We start from the raw sequence: 15,101 nt of genomic DNA on the forward strand, positions 1-15,101 counted from the left end.
ATGAGCCATCTGCTCGACAGATTGAACTTTCTCCAGTCGAAAGAACTGGAACAGTTCTCGAACGGCCACGGCCAAGTCACTCGTGAAAATCGCGATTGGGAGGATACCTACCGCAACCGCTGGCGGCACGACAAAGTCGTCCGTTCTACCCATGGTGTGAACTGCACCGGGTCTTGCAGCTGGAAGATCTACGTCAAATCCGGGATCGTGACCTGGGAGACGCAGCAGACCGACTACCCGCGCACCCGCGCTGATCTGCCCAACCATGAGCCGCGGGGCTGCGCTCGGGGCGCCTCCTACAGCTGGTATCTCTATTCCGCGAACCGGGTGAAAAACCCACTTGTGCGGGGCCGCCTCATGAAGGTCTGGCGCAAGATGCGCGAAACGATGGAACCGATCGAGGCGTGGACAAAGCTGCAAGCCGATCCGATCCTGCGTGCCTCCTATGTAGAGACCCGCGGCAAGGGCGGCTTCGTGCGCGCCACTTGGGACGAGGCCACGGAAATTACCGCCGCGGCCAACGCTTACACCGCCAAGACCTACGGCCCCGACCGCGTGTTTGGCTTCTCGCCGATCCCTGCGATGTCGATGGTCAGTTACGCCGCAGGCTCCCGGTATCTCAGCCTGATGGGCGGCGTGTGCATGTCGTTCTATGACTGGTATTGCGACTTACCGCCGGCGTCCCCAATGACTTGGGGCGAACAGACAGACGTGCCCGAAAGCGCGGACTGGTACAACGCAGGATATCTGCTGCTTTGGGGTTCGAACGTTCCACAGACTCGGACACCGGATGCGCATTTCTACACCGAAGCGCGCTACAAGGGCACCAAATCCGCCGTGATTTGCCCAGACTATTCCGAGGCTGCCAAATTCGGCGATGTCTGGCTGAATGCCAAGCAAGGCACCGATGCGGCACTTGCGATGGCCTTTGGTCACGTGATCCTGCGTGAGTTCCACCTCGACAATCAGACAGAGTATTTCGAGGACTACACCCGCAAGTATTCCGACTTCCCGATGCTGGTGAAGCTTGACGAGCAGAATGGCAAGCTTGTTCCAGGCCGCTTTCTGCGCGCCGATGATCTGGACGGCAAGCTGGGGGAAGAGAACAACCCCGAATGGAAGACCGTCGCCTATGACGAGATTTCCAAGGGGTTCGTCGCACCGAACGGGTCAGTCGGGTATCGTTGGGGCGAAGATGGCGAATGGAACCTCGAGGAAAAGGCGAAGGAAGCTGAAACAAGGCTGAAGATGAGCCTCGTTCTGGAAGAGGATTACGACGATGTTGTTGGCGTCGACTTCCCGTACTTCGGCGGCGAGGCGTTTGGCCAGTTCAAGACAGACGCGACCCACCCTGACGTTCTGACCCGCAATATCCCCGTCAAGAAGATCAAAACAGCGGATGGTGAGGTTCTCGTCGCCACCGTGTTCGATCTGTTCTGTGCGAATTACGGACTTGATCGCGGACTTGGTGGTGACTGGGTTACTTCCGATTACGGCAACGACATGCCGGGTACGCCAGCATGGGCGGAAAAGATCACCGGCGTGCCTGCCGACAAGATCGCTCACGTTGCGCGGGAATTTGCGGACAATGCCGAAAAGACCCAAGGCAAGTCGATGATCATCATCGGGGCTGCGATGAACCACTGGTTCCACATGGACATGAACTATCGCGGTGTAATCAACATGCTGGTGATGTGCGGCTGCGTCGGTCAATCCGGCGGTGGCTGGGCGCACTATGTAGGCCAGGAAAAACTCCGGCCACAGACCGGCTGGCAACCTCTGGCCTTTGCGCTCGACTGGAACCGTCCGCCACGCCACATGAACTCGACCTCAGCGTGGTATGCGCACACCGACCAATGGCGTTATGAGACGCTCAAAGCCGATGAAATCTTGTCCCCGACAGCGCCTGAAGGTGACTGGGACATCAGTATGATCGACTACAACATTCGCGCTGAGCGCATGGGGTGGTTGCCCTCTGCACCACAACTGAAAACCAATCCGTTCGAGGTGGCGAAAGCGGCGAAAGCGGCGGGCAAGGAGATCCCGGCCTATGTGGCCGAGAATCTGAAATCCGGTGATCTGGAAATGTCCTGCGAGGATCCGGACAATCCTGCCAACTGGCCGCGCAACCTCTTCGTGTGGCGCTCGAATTTGCTGGGATCGTCCGGCAAAGGCCACGAGTATTTCCTCAAGCATCTTCTGGGCACCGACAACGGTGTGATGGGCAAGGACCTTGGCGAAGAAGGTGGTCAACTGCCGAAGGAGGCTAAGTGGCACAAGGACGCGCCGCGCGGCAAACTCGACCTGCTGGTGACCATCGACTTCCGGATGAGCACCACTTGCGTTTATTCCGACATCGTTCTGCCAACTGCCAGTTGGTACGAAAAGGACGACATGAACACCTCGGACATGCACCCGTTCATCCACCCGCTGCAGGCGGCGGTCGATCCGGCGTATGAAAGCAAATCGGACTGGGAGATCTTCAAGGCCATCGCCAAGAAGTTCCAGGAGATCGCCCCGGGATATCTGGATGTCGAGACAGACATCGTCGCTCTGCCCATTCTTCACGACACCCCTGCGGAAATTGCGCAGGATCAGGTGAAGGACTGGAAAAAAGGCGAATGTGATCTGATCCCGGGCAAGACAGCGCCTGCCTTCGTGGCGGTCGAACGGGATTACTCAGCGATCTATGAGCGGTTCAAGTCTCTTGGGCCGATGCTCGATAAGCTGGGCAATGGCGGCAAGGGGATCAACTGGAACACCCAGGAAGAGATCGACAATCTGTCGGCTTTGAATGGCGTGCAACTGGACGGCCCGGCGGCCGGTCGGCCCAAGATCGAGACGGCCATCGACGCCTGCGAAGTGATCCTGATGCTGGCGCCCGAAACCAACGGCAATGTTGCCGTGAAGGCTTGGCACGCGCTCGAGAAGGCCACGGGACGCGAACACGCGCATCTGGCTGAAGGTGAGCATGGCAACAAAATCCGGTTCCGGGACATTGCCGCACAGCCGCGCAAGATCATCTCGTCGCCGACGTGGTCGGGCATTGAGTCCGAAAAGGTCAGCTACAACGCGGGCTATACCAACGTCCATGAACTGATCCCGTGGCGCACCCTGACGGGCCGCCAGCAACTCTACCAGGATCACCTTTGGATGCGGGCGTTTGGCGAGGGCTTTATGTCCTATCGGCCTCCAGTCGACCTCAAGACAATCACCAAGGACGTGCAGGATGAAGGCGATACGCTGGTCCTGAACTTCATCACACCGCACCAGAAATGGGGCATCCACTCCACCTATACTGACAACCTGTTGATGCTGACCCTGAACAGGGGTGGGCCAGTTGTCTGGATTTCCGAGGTGGACGCCAAATCGGCGGGTATCGTCGATAACGACTGGATTGAGGTCTACAATATCAACGGTGCTTTGACGGCGCGGGCGGTCGTTTCTCAGCGGATCAAGGAAGGCTCGACCTTCATGTATCACGCCCAGGAAAAAATCGTGAACACGCCAGGGTCCGAGAAGACCGGGAACCGGGGCGGGATTCACAACTCCGTCACGCGTACGGTCCTGAAGCCCACCCACATGATCGGTGGCTACGCGCAACAATCCTATGGTTTCAACTACTACGGCACCGTTGGGTCGAACCGGGACGAGTTTGTGGTCATCCGCAAAATGAAGAAAGTTGACTGGCTCGACAAAGAAAAGAGCTGGGAAGCACCTGCACAGGAGGCAGCAGAATGAAAGTCCGCGCACAAATCGGCATGGTGCTGAACCTCGATAAATGTATCGGGTGCCACACCTGCTCCGTCACCTGCAAGAACGTCTGGACCAGCCGCGACGGCGTTGAATACGCCTGGTTCAACAATGTGGAAACCAAGCCGGGCCTTGGCTATCCGACCGACTGGGAAAACCAGGCGCGCTGGAATGGCGGCTGGGAACGCACCAAGGCGGGCAAGTTGCAGCCCAAACAGGGCAGTAAGTGGCGGATCCTGGCGAATATCTTCGCCAACCCCGACCTGCCCGAGATCGACGATTACTATGAGCCGTTTGATTTTGACTACGACCACCTGAAATCCGCCCCCGAGATGGAGGCGTTCCCGACCGCGCGCCCCCGCTCCAAGATCACCGGCGAACGGATGCAGAAGATCGAGAAGGGGCCGAACTGGGAGGAAATTCTGGGCGGCGAATTCTCCAAACGCTCGGAGGATTACAACTTCGAGGGCATCGAAAAGCAGATCTACGGGGAATATGAGAATACATTCATGATGTATCTTCCCCGGCTGTGTGAACACTGCCTCAACCCGACTTGTGTGTCGTCCTGCCCCTCTGGTGCGATCTACAAGCGTGAGGAGGACGGGATCGTCCTGATCGACCAAGAGAAATGCCGCGGTTGGCGGATGTGCGTCTCGGGCTGTCCCTACAAGAAGGTTTATTACAACTGGTCCACCGGTAAATCCGAGAAGTGCACTCTGTGTTATCCGCGGATTGAATCCGGCAACCCGACTGTCTGCTCTGAAACCTGCGTCGGTCGTATCCGGTATCTGGGTGTCATGCTCTACGACGCGGACAAGATTGAAGAAGCGGCCAGTGTGGAAAACACCCAAGACCTCTATGATGCGCAGCTTGGCGTCTTCCTTGACCCCAACGATCCTGCGGTGATCGAGGCGGCGCGGGCCGACGGCATTCCCGAGGATTGGATAACTGGGGCGCAAGAAAGCCCGATCTGGAAAATGGCGATGGACTGGAAAGTCGCTTTCCCGCTGCATCCGGAATACCGGACGCTGCCGATGGTCTGGTACATCCCGCCGCTATCACCGATCCAGAACGCCGCCGAGGCGGGTGCGATCGGAATGGATGGTGGCATGCCGGATGTGAAGAACCTGCGCATCCCGGTCAAATACCTCGCCAACATGCTGACAGCGGGCGATGAGGCCCCCGTGGTCACGGCGCTGGAACGGATGCTGGCGATGCGGTCCTACATGCGGTCCAAGACTGTGGAAGGTGTCATCGACGAAGGCATCGCTGAGCGTGTCGGCCTGAGCGGGCGCATGATTGAGGACATGTACAAGATCATGGCCTTGGCCGATTACGAAGACCGCTTCGTCATTCCGACAACCCACCGCGAACAGGTCGAGGAAGCTTATGACCTGAAGGGCGGCTGCGGGTTCACTGATACCAACGGATGCTCCACCGGTATCTCCAAAGGATCGCTCTTTGGTGGCTCCAAGCGACCCCTCAAAATGCCAGCGGAGGTACAGTAACATGGACCGTACACTGAAAGCCTTTTCCCTGATCCTGAGTTACCCGACGCGCGAGTTGCAGCATGCCATGCCCGAGATCGGAGGCGTTCTGGCCTCGGATACGCGATTGACAGCAGCAGCACGTCGGGCGTTGCGCCCGCTGGTGGAGGAGCTGGCCGGGCGCGACATTTACGACCTGCAGGAGACATTCGTCATGCTGTTTGACCGGTCGCGGACGTTGTCGCTAAACCTGTTTGAACATGTCCATGGCGAAAGCCGGGATCGGGGTGGGGCCATGGTATCGCTGGTCGAAACCTACCGTGAAGGTGGATTTGATCCGGTTACTTCTGAACTTCCTGATCATCTGCCGGTGCTTCTGGAATTCCTGTCGACGCGGCCCTTTGCAGAAGCACAGGATACTCTGGCGGATGCGGCCCATATCTTTGAGGCCTTGAACGCGCGTCTGGTTCGCAGGGAGAGTCCTTATGGCGCCGTCTTCGCTAGCCTTTTGCAGCTTGCTGGCGTGAAACCGGATCAGGAAGCGGTCGCAGAAATGCTGGCGCAGCCGGATGACGATCCCACCGATCTGGAGGCACTGGACGAGGTCTGGGAAGAAAGCGAAGTGCTTTTTGGCCCGGATCCTAGCGCCGGGTGCCCACAAGTGCGTGACATGTTGGCCAACATGGACGTTCCAATCAACCCCGCACCACATCAAGCGGCCGAATAGGGAGATACATCATGTTCTTGGACCTCGACTACTTCATCTTTGGAATCATGCCCTACATCGCGCTGACCGTGCTGATTGTTGGGTCAATTGCACGATATGAGAAGGACCCATTCACTTGGAAATCCTCTTCCAGCCAGCTTTTGCGACGCAAGCAATTGTGGTGGGGATCCGTACTGTTCCATGTCGGAATCATCACTGTCTTCGGCGGCCACCTGATTGGACTGTTCACACCAGTCTGGATTCTTGACACTCTTGGTATTCCATATGCAATGAAGCAATGGGCGGCTGTGATCCTTGGCGGTACAGCGGGCATTGCGGCCCTTATCGGTGCGTCACTTTTGATCCACCGCCGCGTGATGGACCCACGCATCTGGCGCCACACCAGTTTCGCCGACATTGGCATTCTTGTTTTGATCTGGCTGCAGTTGTTCATCGGGCTGGGCACAATCTTTCTGACCTTGCAGCACATGGACGGGGCAGAAATGGTGCGCTTCATGACCTGGTCGCAGAGCGTGATCCTGCTGAACCTGAACGCTTGGGCAATGGTTGTAGACGTCCACTGGCTCTACAAGGCGCACATCTTTCTAGGTCTGCTAATCACCATCCTGTTCCCGTTTACACGGCTTGTGCACATGGTATCCGGCTTTGCGGCACCGTTCCGGTTCCTGCTGCGCCCGGGCTATCAGATTGTGCGGTCGCGGCGGCAGAAAGCTCTGCCGAAGCGCAGCGCTGCCAAAGCAACACCGGCGGAGTAGAGCTCATGAACGTAGCACTCTTTCCCGACCTGATCGTCAATGGCGAACTTGTGCCCCACGCGCTGGTGGCCGCCGAAACCCAGAACCAGGAAGCCCCGAAAGGCAAACCCGGAATTGCATGGCGCAAGGCCACCAATGCAGTGGCGATCCGAACTCTGCTTTTGCAGGAGGCCGTTGCCCGAGGTGTCACGCCAGCCCGCCAGGAGGTTGGTCCCGGCCGGTTCGAGACAGATGAGGAGGCCCAGATCCGGGGCCTTCTCGAACAGGCGGTCAGTGTCACTCCGCCCAATGCCAAGGAGATCAAGGCAGAGTGGCAGAAAGATCCATCCCGGTTTAGAACCCCGCCTTTGTGGGAAGCATCTCATATTCTGTGCGCTTGCGATCCGCGCGACGCTGAGGCGCGGCAAAAAGCACTGTCGCGGATAACGGCTATCGCTGCGGTCCTAGCCGGGGACCCTAAAGGGTTTGCGGCATTGGCGGCACGTGAGAGCGAATGTGGATCGAAGGACTCTGGTGGAGCGCTTGGACAACTCGGTCCGGGTGATACCGTTCCGGAATTCGAGGCTGTACTCCGCAAGCTGTCCGAAGGTGAGACGACTTCTGAACCCGTTCTGACAAGGCATGGCTATCATATTATCCGGCTCGATGCGCTGGCGGAAGGCCAGGTTCTGCCGTTTGAGGCCGTGCGCTCAAAAATCGCCGAGGCGATGGAGAAAGCGGCTTGGGCGAAAGAGGCCCGGGACTTTGTCGATCAATTGGTCAAAGGCGCGGACATCGAAGGGGCTGACTTTAGCATGGTCTGATCGGGAGGATAGGCCGGTGACGAAAGATAGTGAACGATTGCTTACGACTGCGCGGGGCGGAAAGGCAAAAACCGGCCCGTTTAACAATCCGTTGGATTTCATTGCCGAAGATCACATGCGCGAACGGGAAGTCTGCGCCTTGATCGACAAGCTGGTCACCGCGTCATCTACCAAGAGCGCAGAAAGGAAGATGATCGTTGAGTTTCTAACGGAACAATTGCCGCTGCATCTTGCAGACGAAGAAATCGATCTTTTTCCGATGATGTTGGAACGCTGCGATCCGGAAGAGGAAATCAAAGAGTTGATTGAAAAGCTTGAAGCCGATCACGGACATGCCCTTGCTGATGCACCAGCCATAGCGGCTCTGATCGAAGTAAATAAGACCAGCGATACGGGCTTCTCGGAAAAAGCCTGCGCTCGGATGATTGATTTCGCCGGTCATGCACGACGCCATCTCATTCTTGAGAACGCCATTATTCTGCCGATTGCGCGCGTCCGTCTGACCGAGGACGACCTCGAAACCATGAGAAATCATATGCGGGAACGACGGCTTGATCATCACAAGGAGAAGACGAAATGATTGGTGATCTCTTGGACCGCAATGCGCAGTGGTCTGACCATAAGAATGCCGAGGAACCGGGATACTTTGCGAGACTGGCAACACGGCAGTCACCCGAGTTTTTCTGGATTGGCTGTTCCGACAGTCGGGTGCCGGCCAATGTGGTCGCGGGTCTCGATCCCGGTGAAGTGTTCGTGCATCGTAACGTCGCCAATGTGATCCACTCATCAGATATGAACATGTTATCGGCTCTGGAGTTTGCGGTGGAAGCGCTCACGATCCGCGAGATCATCGTCTGCGGCCACTATGGCTGTGGAGGCGTAAAGGCCGCGACAGAAGACCTGCCGCATGGTCTGGCGGATCATTGGCTGGAACCGATCCGCCGTCTGGCACGCTCCTATGCGGTAGACCTTGCGCAAGAAGATAATGAGGAAGCCCGTCGCGACAAACTCGCGGAGCTCAATGTAGTCGAAGGTGTCCGTCGCGTTTCCGAGACACCAATCCTGCAACGCGCATGGAAGGATGGCATCGGTATTCGGGTTCACGGACTCATTTATGGGCTCAAGGACGGTCGTCTGCGTGACCTCGATTGCACCGTGGGGCCGGGTCATTTTCAGAAGGAGGCCGCGCAATGACCGTTTTAACACGGATCGATGAGCCTGGGTGTGGGTGTGGCGCAGCCGATCATCTGGGTGGCCTGGTCGCGATTGACGAGGCTATAGCGCGGATTATCCAGAACGTTTTTGAGGTCCCCGAGACCGAAGAGGTGGCGCTTGCCGCTGCGTGTGGACGCGTTCTTGCCGATTCCGTGCGCGCGCTCTCAGCAGCACCCCCCTTCGACAATTCAGCGATGGATGGCTATGCGCTCGCCTCCATATCGCTGACCGGGGCAGGTCCGTGGCGTCTTGAGGTGACTGCTCGTATCGCGGCTGGACAGGTGGCAAGCGGATCGATCCGACCTGGTGCTGCTGCGCAGATATTCACCGGCGCGCCAATTCCTCAGGGAGCGGATGCAGTCGTGATGCAGGAAGACGTCGATGTCATCGACGACGCGATCATCATCTCACGAAAAATACGGCCACGCGCGAACATCCGAACTGCCGGTGAAGACATGGCTGCGGGTGCAATCGTTGTTCCGGCTGGCCGTCTTATCACATCACGAGATATCGCGGCTTGCGCTGCTGCTGGGGCAGCAACCGTCCGTGTACGCCGCAGAGTTCGGGTGGCGCTTGTTGTCACCGGTGACGAAGTCAATTCGTCTGGTCAGCCCCTCACCTTCGCGGGCATCTGGGATGTGAACTCACCAATGCTGAGCGCGCAGATCGCATCACCGGGGATTGAATTCGTCCAGATCGAAGCCGGTAAGGACGATAGAGATGCCCTGTGTCAACAACTTGGCGATCTGGCCAAGCGAGTCGACCTGATTGTCACCACCGGTGGTATTTCGGTAGGGGAAGAAGACCATGTAAAACCTGCTCTCAATTGCCTCGGCGCGACCATGGTGTTTAGCGGTGTCGCGATGAAGCCCGGCAAACCTGTCTCTTATGGGCGATTGGGAGACGCACACTGGCTGGGTCTGCCGGGCAACCCTCTCTCTGCGTTTATAGGCTGGCAACTCTTCGGAACTGTGCTTCTCCGAGTCCTTGCCGGAGACACCACTTCACAACCCAACCGCCGCCGACATGTCGTTTTGTCCCGCGCGCTTGATCATAAATACGGGCGCTGTGAATTGCGGCTGGCCGAACTCTCGGGGTTCGACGGTTTGGGACGGGAAATCGCCATATTTGAGGACGCGACGCACTCGGGGCGCGTCGCCCGGTTGCCTGCAGCGGATGGCGTTCTGTTCATCCCTTCAGAGATTGAAAACTTGCCGGAAGGCGCTCTGGTGGAATTCCAACCCTTCTGCGATTGATAAAAGGAAGCAAGACCATGAACATTGCTTACACTATGGCGCCCGGACGAGGCGACACTGATCTGCTGCTCTTCAGCGCTGCGCAAGAACTTGCAACACGCGGATACCGGACGTGCGGTACCGTGCAGATCAATACTGAATGCGACAGTCATCCTTGCGATATGGATGTTCAGGTTCTCCCGGATGGCCCTGTCCTGCGGATATCTCAGAGCCTGGGGCGCGAGTCCAAGGGATGCAGGCTGGATCCGTCAGCTCTCGAGAGCGCTGTTGGCCTCGTCGCTGAGCGCCTGATGGCTGAAGCCGACGTTCTTATAGTCAATAAGTTTGGCAAGCACGAAGCAGAGGGCCGCGGATTTCGGACAGTCATAGCAGAGGCGATAGCGCGCGACATACCCGTTTTGGTTGGCATAAACACGCTGAACTTCCACGCTTTTCAAGAATTCACCGGATCCGACGCAAATCGGCTGGAACCGTCTGTCAAGGCCATCGTCTGCTGGCTTGAGCGCACCTTGGCGGCTGGTCGCGAGGTCGCGTGACGAAGCAAGGAGTTCGCCTGTGATCTGAATCAAAGACGCAGAACAAGTCTCGTAAGACCATTGAGTTCAGGAGAATTATGCGCGGTCTACAAAATACTCTCGGGCCGTGTGCCGTTGATCAGAGTCGGCAGAACAACCTTCAAACTGCCGACATGCTGCGCAACAAATTGGGACAACTATGACTAACTCACTGAAAACGTATATGAGCCGCAATGTGCCGCGTTACACGAGCTATCCCACAGCGCCGCATTTTTCAAAGGCGATCGGACCTAAAGAGTACGCGGAGTGGGTTTCGGCGCTCAATCCGAATGCACCTGTTTCGCTCTATCTACATGTCCCGTTCTGTCGTGAGCTTTGTTGGTATTGCGGCTGCAACATGAAGCTGGCCAAACGGGACGCCCCGGTCGCAGAGTATGCCAAGACCCTGATCAAAGAAATCAACCTTGTGTCCGAACACCTACCGGGCCGCATGGACATCTCGCACCTGCATTGGGGCGGCGGAACACCGACGGCGCTGGTGCCCGATGACCTCGCGCGAGCGATGGATGCGGTGCGGGCGAGTTTCAACGTTACGTCTCATGCCGAACTGGCGATTGAAAGCGATCCCCGAACGCTCACCGACGAAATGATCCGACGCATTGGCGAATTGGGCTTCACTCGGGCCAGTTTCGGCGTGCAGGAATTTGACACGAAAGTTCAGAAAGCGATCAATCGGATCCAGCCGCCAGATATGGTGCGTCGATCTGTTGACGGCCTACGGTCGGTTGGCGTCTCCGGCATCAACTTTGATTTGATCTATGGACTGCCGCATCAAACCGTCGGCACCCTACTTGAGACGATCCGGCTCTGCGTCGATATGCAACCCGATCGGATCGCGCTGTTCGGTTATGCGCATGTGCCGTGGATGGCCAAAAAGCAGCGACTCATCGACGAGACCGCTTTGCCGGGAGTCGATGAGCGGCTGCTGCAATCGCAGGCTGCGGCGGTGGCTTTGACCGATGCGGGCTATGTGGCCATCGGCCTTGATCACTTCGCCTTGCCTTCGGATTCCATGGCGAAAGCCGCCGAGGCAGGGACGCTGCGCCGCAACTTCCAAGGCTACACGACAGATCAGGCAGAAATGATGCTTGGGGTCGGCTCTACCTCCATCGGGCGCACGCCGTCGGGATATGTGCAAAACCTGTCAGAAACCGGTGCCTGGGCGCGTTCTGTTGAAGCTGGTGAATTGCCTGTCGGCAAGGGTGTCGTGCTTACAAAGGACGATACGCTACGCGGCTATGTCATCGAAAGGTTGATGTGCTGTGGCGAGGTTGATTTGGACGACGCTGCATTGCGCGTCGGCATGTCAAAAGACTGGTATAGTGAACTTGTGTCGGATCTTATTGAATTGGAAATTGACGGTTTAATAGCGCGTCGTGACGGACGCCTATCGGTGACTGAAAAAGGAGCGCCGGTTGTACGTGTCGTTGCGTCGGTCTTTGATGCCTATCTTGTCGCCAATACCGCACGACACGCTGTGGCCGTCTGATACGCTCTCAGTTGCTGGTCGTCCCGGTATTCTTTGGCTTGGGAAAGCGCCATTTTTCCATTTCTTTGATCTTGAACCCGAGATGTAGTCATGTTAGTTAGTAAGTAATAACTAACTAATGGGTATTCCAAATGGCGCGTAAGGCAGCGAATGACCGGAAGACCGAGATTGTCGCTACAACCTTGCGCTTGGCCGATGAACTCGGACCAGACCGCTTAACAACCCAAGCGGTCGCCGACGCCGTCGGGCTGACTCAGCCTGCGATATTCCGGCATTTCCCCTCAAAACAAACTTTGTGGCTGGCTGTAGCGGACGCCATCGCAGAAGGCATGAAGGGTGCATGGGAAAGGGAGCTCGCGAACAAGACTGATCCCCTTCAACGACTTGTGGCGCTCGTTCTCGTGCAGTTGCGCCAAATTGAAGCCAACCCTGCCATCCCCGCAATTCTGCATTCGCGCGAGTTGCAGACAGAGAACGCGGACCTGTGTCAGATCTTTAGGGCCTTGATGTTGCGCCTTCAGGGCCTTCTGCGGTCTGAGTTGTCGCAGGCCCGCGATGCAGGGCAAGTTCGCAGCGACCTTGCGCCAGAGGACGGCGCAGTCCTGCTCATTTCCCTGATCCAAGGCATGGCAATCCGCTGGTCTTTGGGTAATCGCGCATTTCCGCTTGCAGAGGAGGGTGCGCGAGTTCTCGACGCCCAGATCGCGTTGTTCCGTGGTGTAACGGGAGAGGAGTAGGGCTATGAAAAAGCGGACACGTCGAAATCTCATCTTTCTGCTGCTCTTCGCCTTGGTGGGCGCAGGAGGATGGGTGTTCTTGAACCAGCGCCCTCTCCAGGTCTTAGTTGTCCGTGTGGAGCGGGATGTCCCAGTACGTGTCTATGGTTTGGGCACGGTCGAGGCACGGATCATGTCGCGGATCGGTTTTGAGGTTGGGGCCGCATTGACGGATCTTGCTGTCGACAGTGGTGAAGCGGTCGCGGAGGGTCAGGTTCTGGCCCGTCTCCATTCCGCCGAACAGGAAGCCCGCGTTGCGCGGGCTGAGGCTGTGGTTGCGGCTGCAGTCGCAACGCTTGGACGAACGCGTGCAAATGTGGTACGCGCCGAGGCAGTGCTTGCGCAAAGCGAGGCCGCCAATGCCCGGCGACAAGCGCTCGTGCTGAACAATACAATTTCGGCACAGGTGGCGGAAGAAGCACAACGCGACTTAGAAGTCGCCAGGGCTGAACTTGCCGTCGCCGAAACGGAGATCAGCGTCGCCCAGGCACATCGCACCGATGCGGAAGCAGCCCTTCGCTATGAGGTTGCGCTGCTAGACCATCATATCCTGCGGGCACCTTATGATGCGATTGTCGTAGATCGCCATGTCGAAGCGGGCACCGTGGTTCGTGCGGGCGATTCCATTTTTACCCTGATGGATCCACGCACTGTTTGGACGCTGGCCTATGTCGATGAGGCCCGCGCCGGAAGCGTCACTTTGGGCCAGATTGCTGAAGTCCGTCTGCGGTCGCTGCCGCACGAGATATTTTCGGGCACTGTGGCGCGTATTGGTATCGAAAGTGACCGGGTGAACGAGGAACGGCGTATCTGGATTGCCTGTGATCGCTGTCCGTCGGAGATCTATCTGGGCGAGCAGGCCGAAGTGCGGATTACCGTTGCTACACTCGCCGAGGCGCTGCTTGTTCCAGAGATCGCAGTCCGAGGTTTTGACGGCCATCGGGGTCGCGTCTGGGTGTTGCAGGACGGGCGAATGACTGAGCTTGCAATCGTTCTCGGCTACCGCACCGCAGACGCGCGCCTGGAAATAGTAAGTGGAGTTCCCGAAGGCGCTTTGGTCGTGTCCGCACCGGTCAATGGTCTGTCCGAAGGGCGCAGAGCGCGTCCTATCGCGGAGGATGAGCTATGAATCTTGCTTACCGGGATGTGCGCCATAACCTGTTTCGCTTCGTGCTGACCTGTCTTGGGCTCAGCCTTCTGATGGCCGTGGTTCTGGCGATGATCGGCATTTACAACGGTCTTGTGGCTGACGCACTGAATATCGTTAGAGCGCCGCAGGTTGATCTTTGGGTTGTAGAATCCGGTACACAGGGGCCATTCGCAGAGGCATCGCAGATCCCCGGCACTACCCGTGATGCCGTGGCACGGCTGCATGGCGTGGCAGAGACCGGCAGCATCACTTATCAGACTGTCGAGGCCAGCAACGCGGGCGTTCCCCTGCGTCTCTATGTGATCGGTTACGAGCCCGGACATCCCGGCGGGCCGCAGACAGTTACCGATGGGCGCGGCATCACGCAGACTCACTTTGAGCTTATCGCCGACCGGCAGACCGGGCTTGCAGTGGGGGATCGGATTACCCTTGGGCGGGACAGCTTCGCGGTTGTCGGGTTGGTCGATGACGTCATGAACTCCGGCGGCGATCCCGCAGTTTTCATCACGCTGGCGGACGCTCAGGTACTGCAATCACAACTGGCGCCACCCGCTCAAAGGGTTCAGGCGGCGCGTGGCATTGGGCTTGCGGAAAGCGGCGATACGGTCGCAGCAGTGATCGCAAGACTTGATCCTAACGCCAACGTGCAGCAGGTGGCGCAAACCGTCCGTCAATGGAAACACCTTGGCGCACTAACGCAGGGGGAACAGGAGGGGATCCTGATCGGCTCGGTTGTTGACCGCGCAAAACGGCAGATCGGCCTTTTCCTAGGCATCTTGCTGACCGTCTCGGCAGTAGTGATTGCGCTGATCATCTATACGATGACGATGGAAAAGCTGAAGCAGATCGCCACATTGAAACTGATCGGCGCGCCAGACAAAACCATTGTCGGCTTGATCGTACAGCAATCTCTTGCACTTGGGCTGGTGGGTTGGAGCTTTGGTTTAGTTCTGATCCTGCTCGTGAAGGACGTCTTTCCGCGCCGCGTGGTGCTGGAACCTGTAAATGCCGCAGCCCTTGGCGGGATCATCATTGTCGTGTGCATCTTTGCCAGCGGTCTTGGTGTGCGTGCTGCACTGAAAGTCGATCCGGCCACGGCAATCGGGGGATAGCAC

Annotated in this window: 13 protein-coding genes; all 13 read left to right on the top strand. The window is 57.7% G+C overall.

From position 1 onward, the window contains the following. The 13 genes from COL8621_RS17380 to COL8621_RS17440 all read left to right on the top strand — a co-directional run bounded on the left by COL8621_RS17380 (position 1) and on the right by COL8621_RS17440 (position 15,098). Positions 1–3,741 (top strand): nitrate reductase subunit alpha, encoded by a 3,741-nt coding sequence (locus COL8621_RS17380; RefSeq protein ID WP_093968698.1) that lies wholly within the window; start codon positions 1–3, stop codon positions 3,739–3,741. Continuing rightward, positions 3,738–5,261 carry a nitrate reductase subunit beta gene (gene narH / locus COL8621_RS17385; RefSeq protein ID WP_093968699.1) on the top strand — a complete coding sequence of 508 codons (1,524 nt, stop codon included), beginning with the start codon at positions 3,738–3,740 and terminating at the stop codon, positions 5,259–5,261. Before COL8621_RS17380 ends, narH begins: the two co-directional genes overlap by 4 nt. A gap of 1 nt (position 5,262) precedes the next feature. Continuing rightward, on the top strand, positions 5,263–5,967 hold the full coding sequence (gene narJ / locus COL8621_RS17390; protein ID WP_093968700.1) for a nitrate reductase molybdenum cofactor assembly chaperone: 705 nt from the start codon (positions 5,263–5,265) through the stop codon (positions 5,965–5,967). 11 nt (positions 5,968–5,978) lie between these two features. Further along, on the top strand, positions 5,979–6,722 hold the full coding sequence (narI, locus tag COL8621_RS17395) for a respiratory nitrate reductase subunit gamma (protein WP_093968701.1): 744 nt from the start codon (positions 5,979–5,981) through the stop codon (positions 6,720–6,722). A gap of 5 nt (positions 6,723–6,727) precedes the next feature. Beyond that, positions 6,728–7,525, top strand: a complete 798-nt coding sequence (locus COL8621_RS17400) for a peptidylprolyl isomerase (protein WP_093968702.1) — start codon at positions 6,728–6,730, stop codon at positions 7,523–7,525. A gap of 16 nt (positions 7,526–7,541) precedes the next feature. Beyond that, positions 7,542–8,105, top strand: coding sequence for a hemerythrin domain-containing protein (locus COL8621_RS17405; RefSeq protein WP_093968703.1), 564 nt, complete (start codon positions 7,542–7,544; stop codon positions 8,103–8,105). Beyond that, on the top strand, positions 8,102–8,719 hold the full coding sequence (locus COL8621_RS17410; RefSeq protein WP_093968704.1) for a carbonic anhydrase: 618 nt from the start codon (positions 8,102–8,104) through the stop codon (positions 8,717–8,719). The genes COL8621_RS17405 and COL8621_RS17410 overlap by 4 nt, the downstream gene beginning before the upstream one ends. Further along, positions 8,716–9,996: a molybdopterin molybdotransferase MoeA gene (locus tag COL8621_RS17415; protein WP_093968705.1), complete on the top strand. Its 1,281-nt coding sequence runs from the start codon at positions 8,716–8,718 to the stop codon at positions 9,994–9,996. Before COL8621_RS17410 ends, COL8621_RS17415 begins: the two co-directional genes overlap by 4 nt. A 17-nt stretch (positions 9,997–10,013) precedes the next feature. Further along, complete coding sequence (locus tag COL8621_RS17420; protein WP_093968745.1) at positions 10,014–10,532, top strand: DUF2478 domain-containing protein; 519 nt, start codon at positions 10,014–10,016, stop codon at positions 10,530–10,532. Between the two features lie 202 nt (positions 10,533–10,734). Then, positions 10,735–12,060, top strand: a complete 1,326-nt coding sequence (gene hemN, locus COL8621_RS17425; RefSeq protein ID WP_235823938.1) for an oxygen-independent coproporphyrinogen III oxidase — start codon at positions 10,735–10,737, stop codon at positions 12,058–12,060. 131 nt (positions 12,061–12,191) lie between these two features. After that, positions 12,192–12,797: a TetR/AcrR family transcriptional regulator gene (locus COL8621_RS17430; protein ID WP_093968707.1), complete on the top strand. Its 606-nt coding sequence runs from the start codon at positions 12,192–12,194 to the stop codon at positions 12,795–12,797. A gap of 4 nt (positions 12,798–12,801) precedes the next feature. Beyond that, complete coding sequence (locus COL8621_RS17435; protein ID WP_093968708.1) at positions 12,802–13,965, top strand: efflux RND transporter periplasmic adaptor subunit; 1,164 nt, start codon at positions 12,802–12,804, stop codon at positions 13,963–13,965. Beyond that, positions 13,962–15,098: an ABC transporter permease gene (locus COL8621_RS17440; RefSeq protein ID WP_093968709.1), complete on the top strand. Its 1,137-nt coding sequence runs from the start codon at positions 13,962–13,964 to the stop codon at positions 15,096–15,098. The genes COL8621_RS17435 and COL8621_RS17440 overlap by 4 nt, the downstream gene beginning before the upstream one ends. Positions 15,099–15,101: the final 3 nt, after the last annotated feature.

This window comes from Actibacterium lipolyticum, from assembly GCF_900184935.1.
Lineage (GTDB): Bacteria > Pseudomonadota > Alphaproteobacteria > Rhodobacterales > Rhodobacteraceae > Actibacterium_A > Actibacterium_A lipolyticum.

Bases quoted from the DNA above. Each gene is read 5' to 3' on its own strand.
- COL8621_RS17380 (WP_093968698.1), top strand. From the start codon at position 1: ATGAGCCATCTGCTCGACAGATTGAACTTTCTCCAGTCGAAAGAACTG.
- narH (WP_093968699.1), top strand. From the start codon at position 3,738: ATGAAAGTCCGCGCACAAATCGGCATGGTGCTGAACCTCGATAAATGT.
- narJ (WP_093968700.1), top strand. From the start codon at position 5,263: ATGGACCGTACACTGAAAGCCTTTTCCCTGATCCTGAGTTACCCGACG.
- narI (WP_093968701.1), top strand. From the start codon at position 5,979: ATGTTCTTGGACCTCGACTACTTCATCTTTGGAATCATGCCCTACATC.
- COL8621_RS17400 (WP_093968702.1), top strand. From the start codon at position 6,728: ATGAACGTAGCACTCTTTCCCGACCTGATCGTCAATGGCGAACTTGTG.
- COL8621_RS17410 (WP_093968704.1), top strand. From the start codon at position 8,102: ATGATTGGTGATCTCTTGGACCGCAATGCGCAGTGGTCTGACCATAAG.
- COL8621_RS17415 (WP_093968705.1), top strand. From the start codon at position 8,716: ATGACCGTTTTAACACGGATCGATGAGCCTGGGTGTGGGTGTGGCGCA.
- COL8621_RS17420 (WP_093968745.1), top strand. From the start codon at position 10,014: ATGAACATTGCTTACACTATGGCGCCCGGACGAGGCGACACTGATCTG.
- hemN (WP_235823938.1), top strand. From the start codon at position 10,735: ATGAGCCGCAATGTGCCGCGTTACACGAGCTATCCCACAGCGCCGCAT.
- COL8621_RS17430 (WP_093968707.1), top strand. From the start codon at position 12,192: ATGGCGCGTAAGGCAGCGAATGACCGGAAGACCGAGATTGTCGCTACA.
- COL8621_RS17435 (WP_093968708.1), top strand. From the start codon at position 12,802: ATGAAAAAGCGGACACGTCGAAATCTCATCTTTCTGCTGCTCTTCGCC.
- COL8621_RS17440 (WP_093968709.1), top strand. From the start codon at position 13,962: ATGAATCTTGCTTACCGGGATGTGCGCCATAACCTGTTTCGCTTCGTG.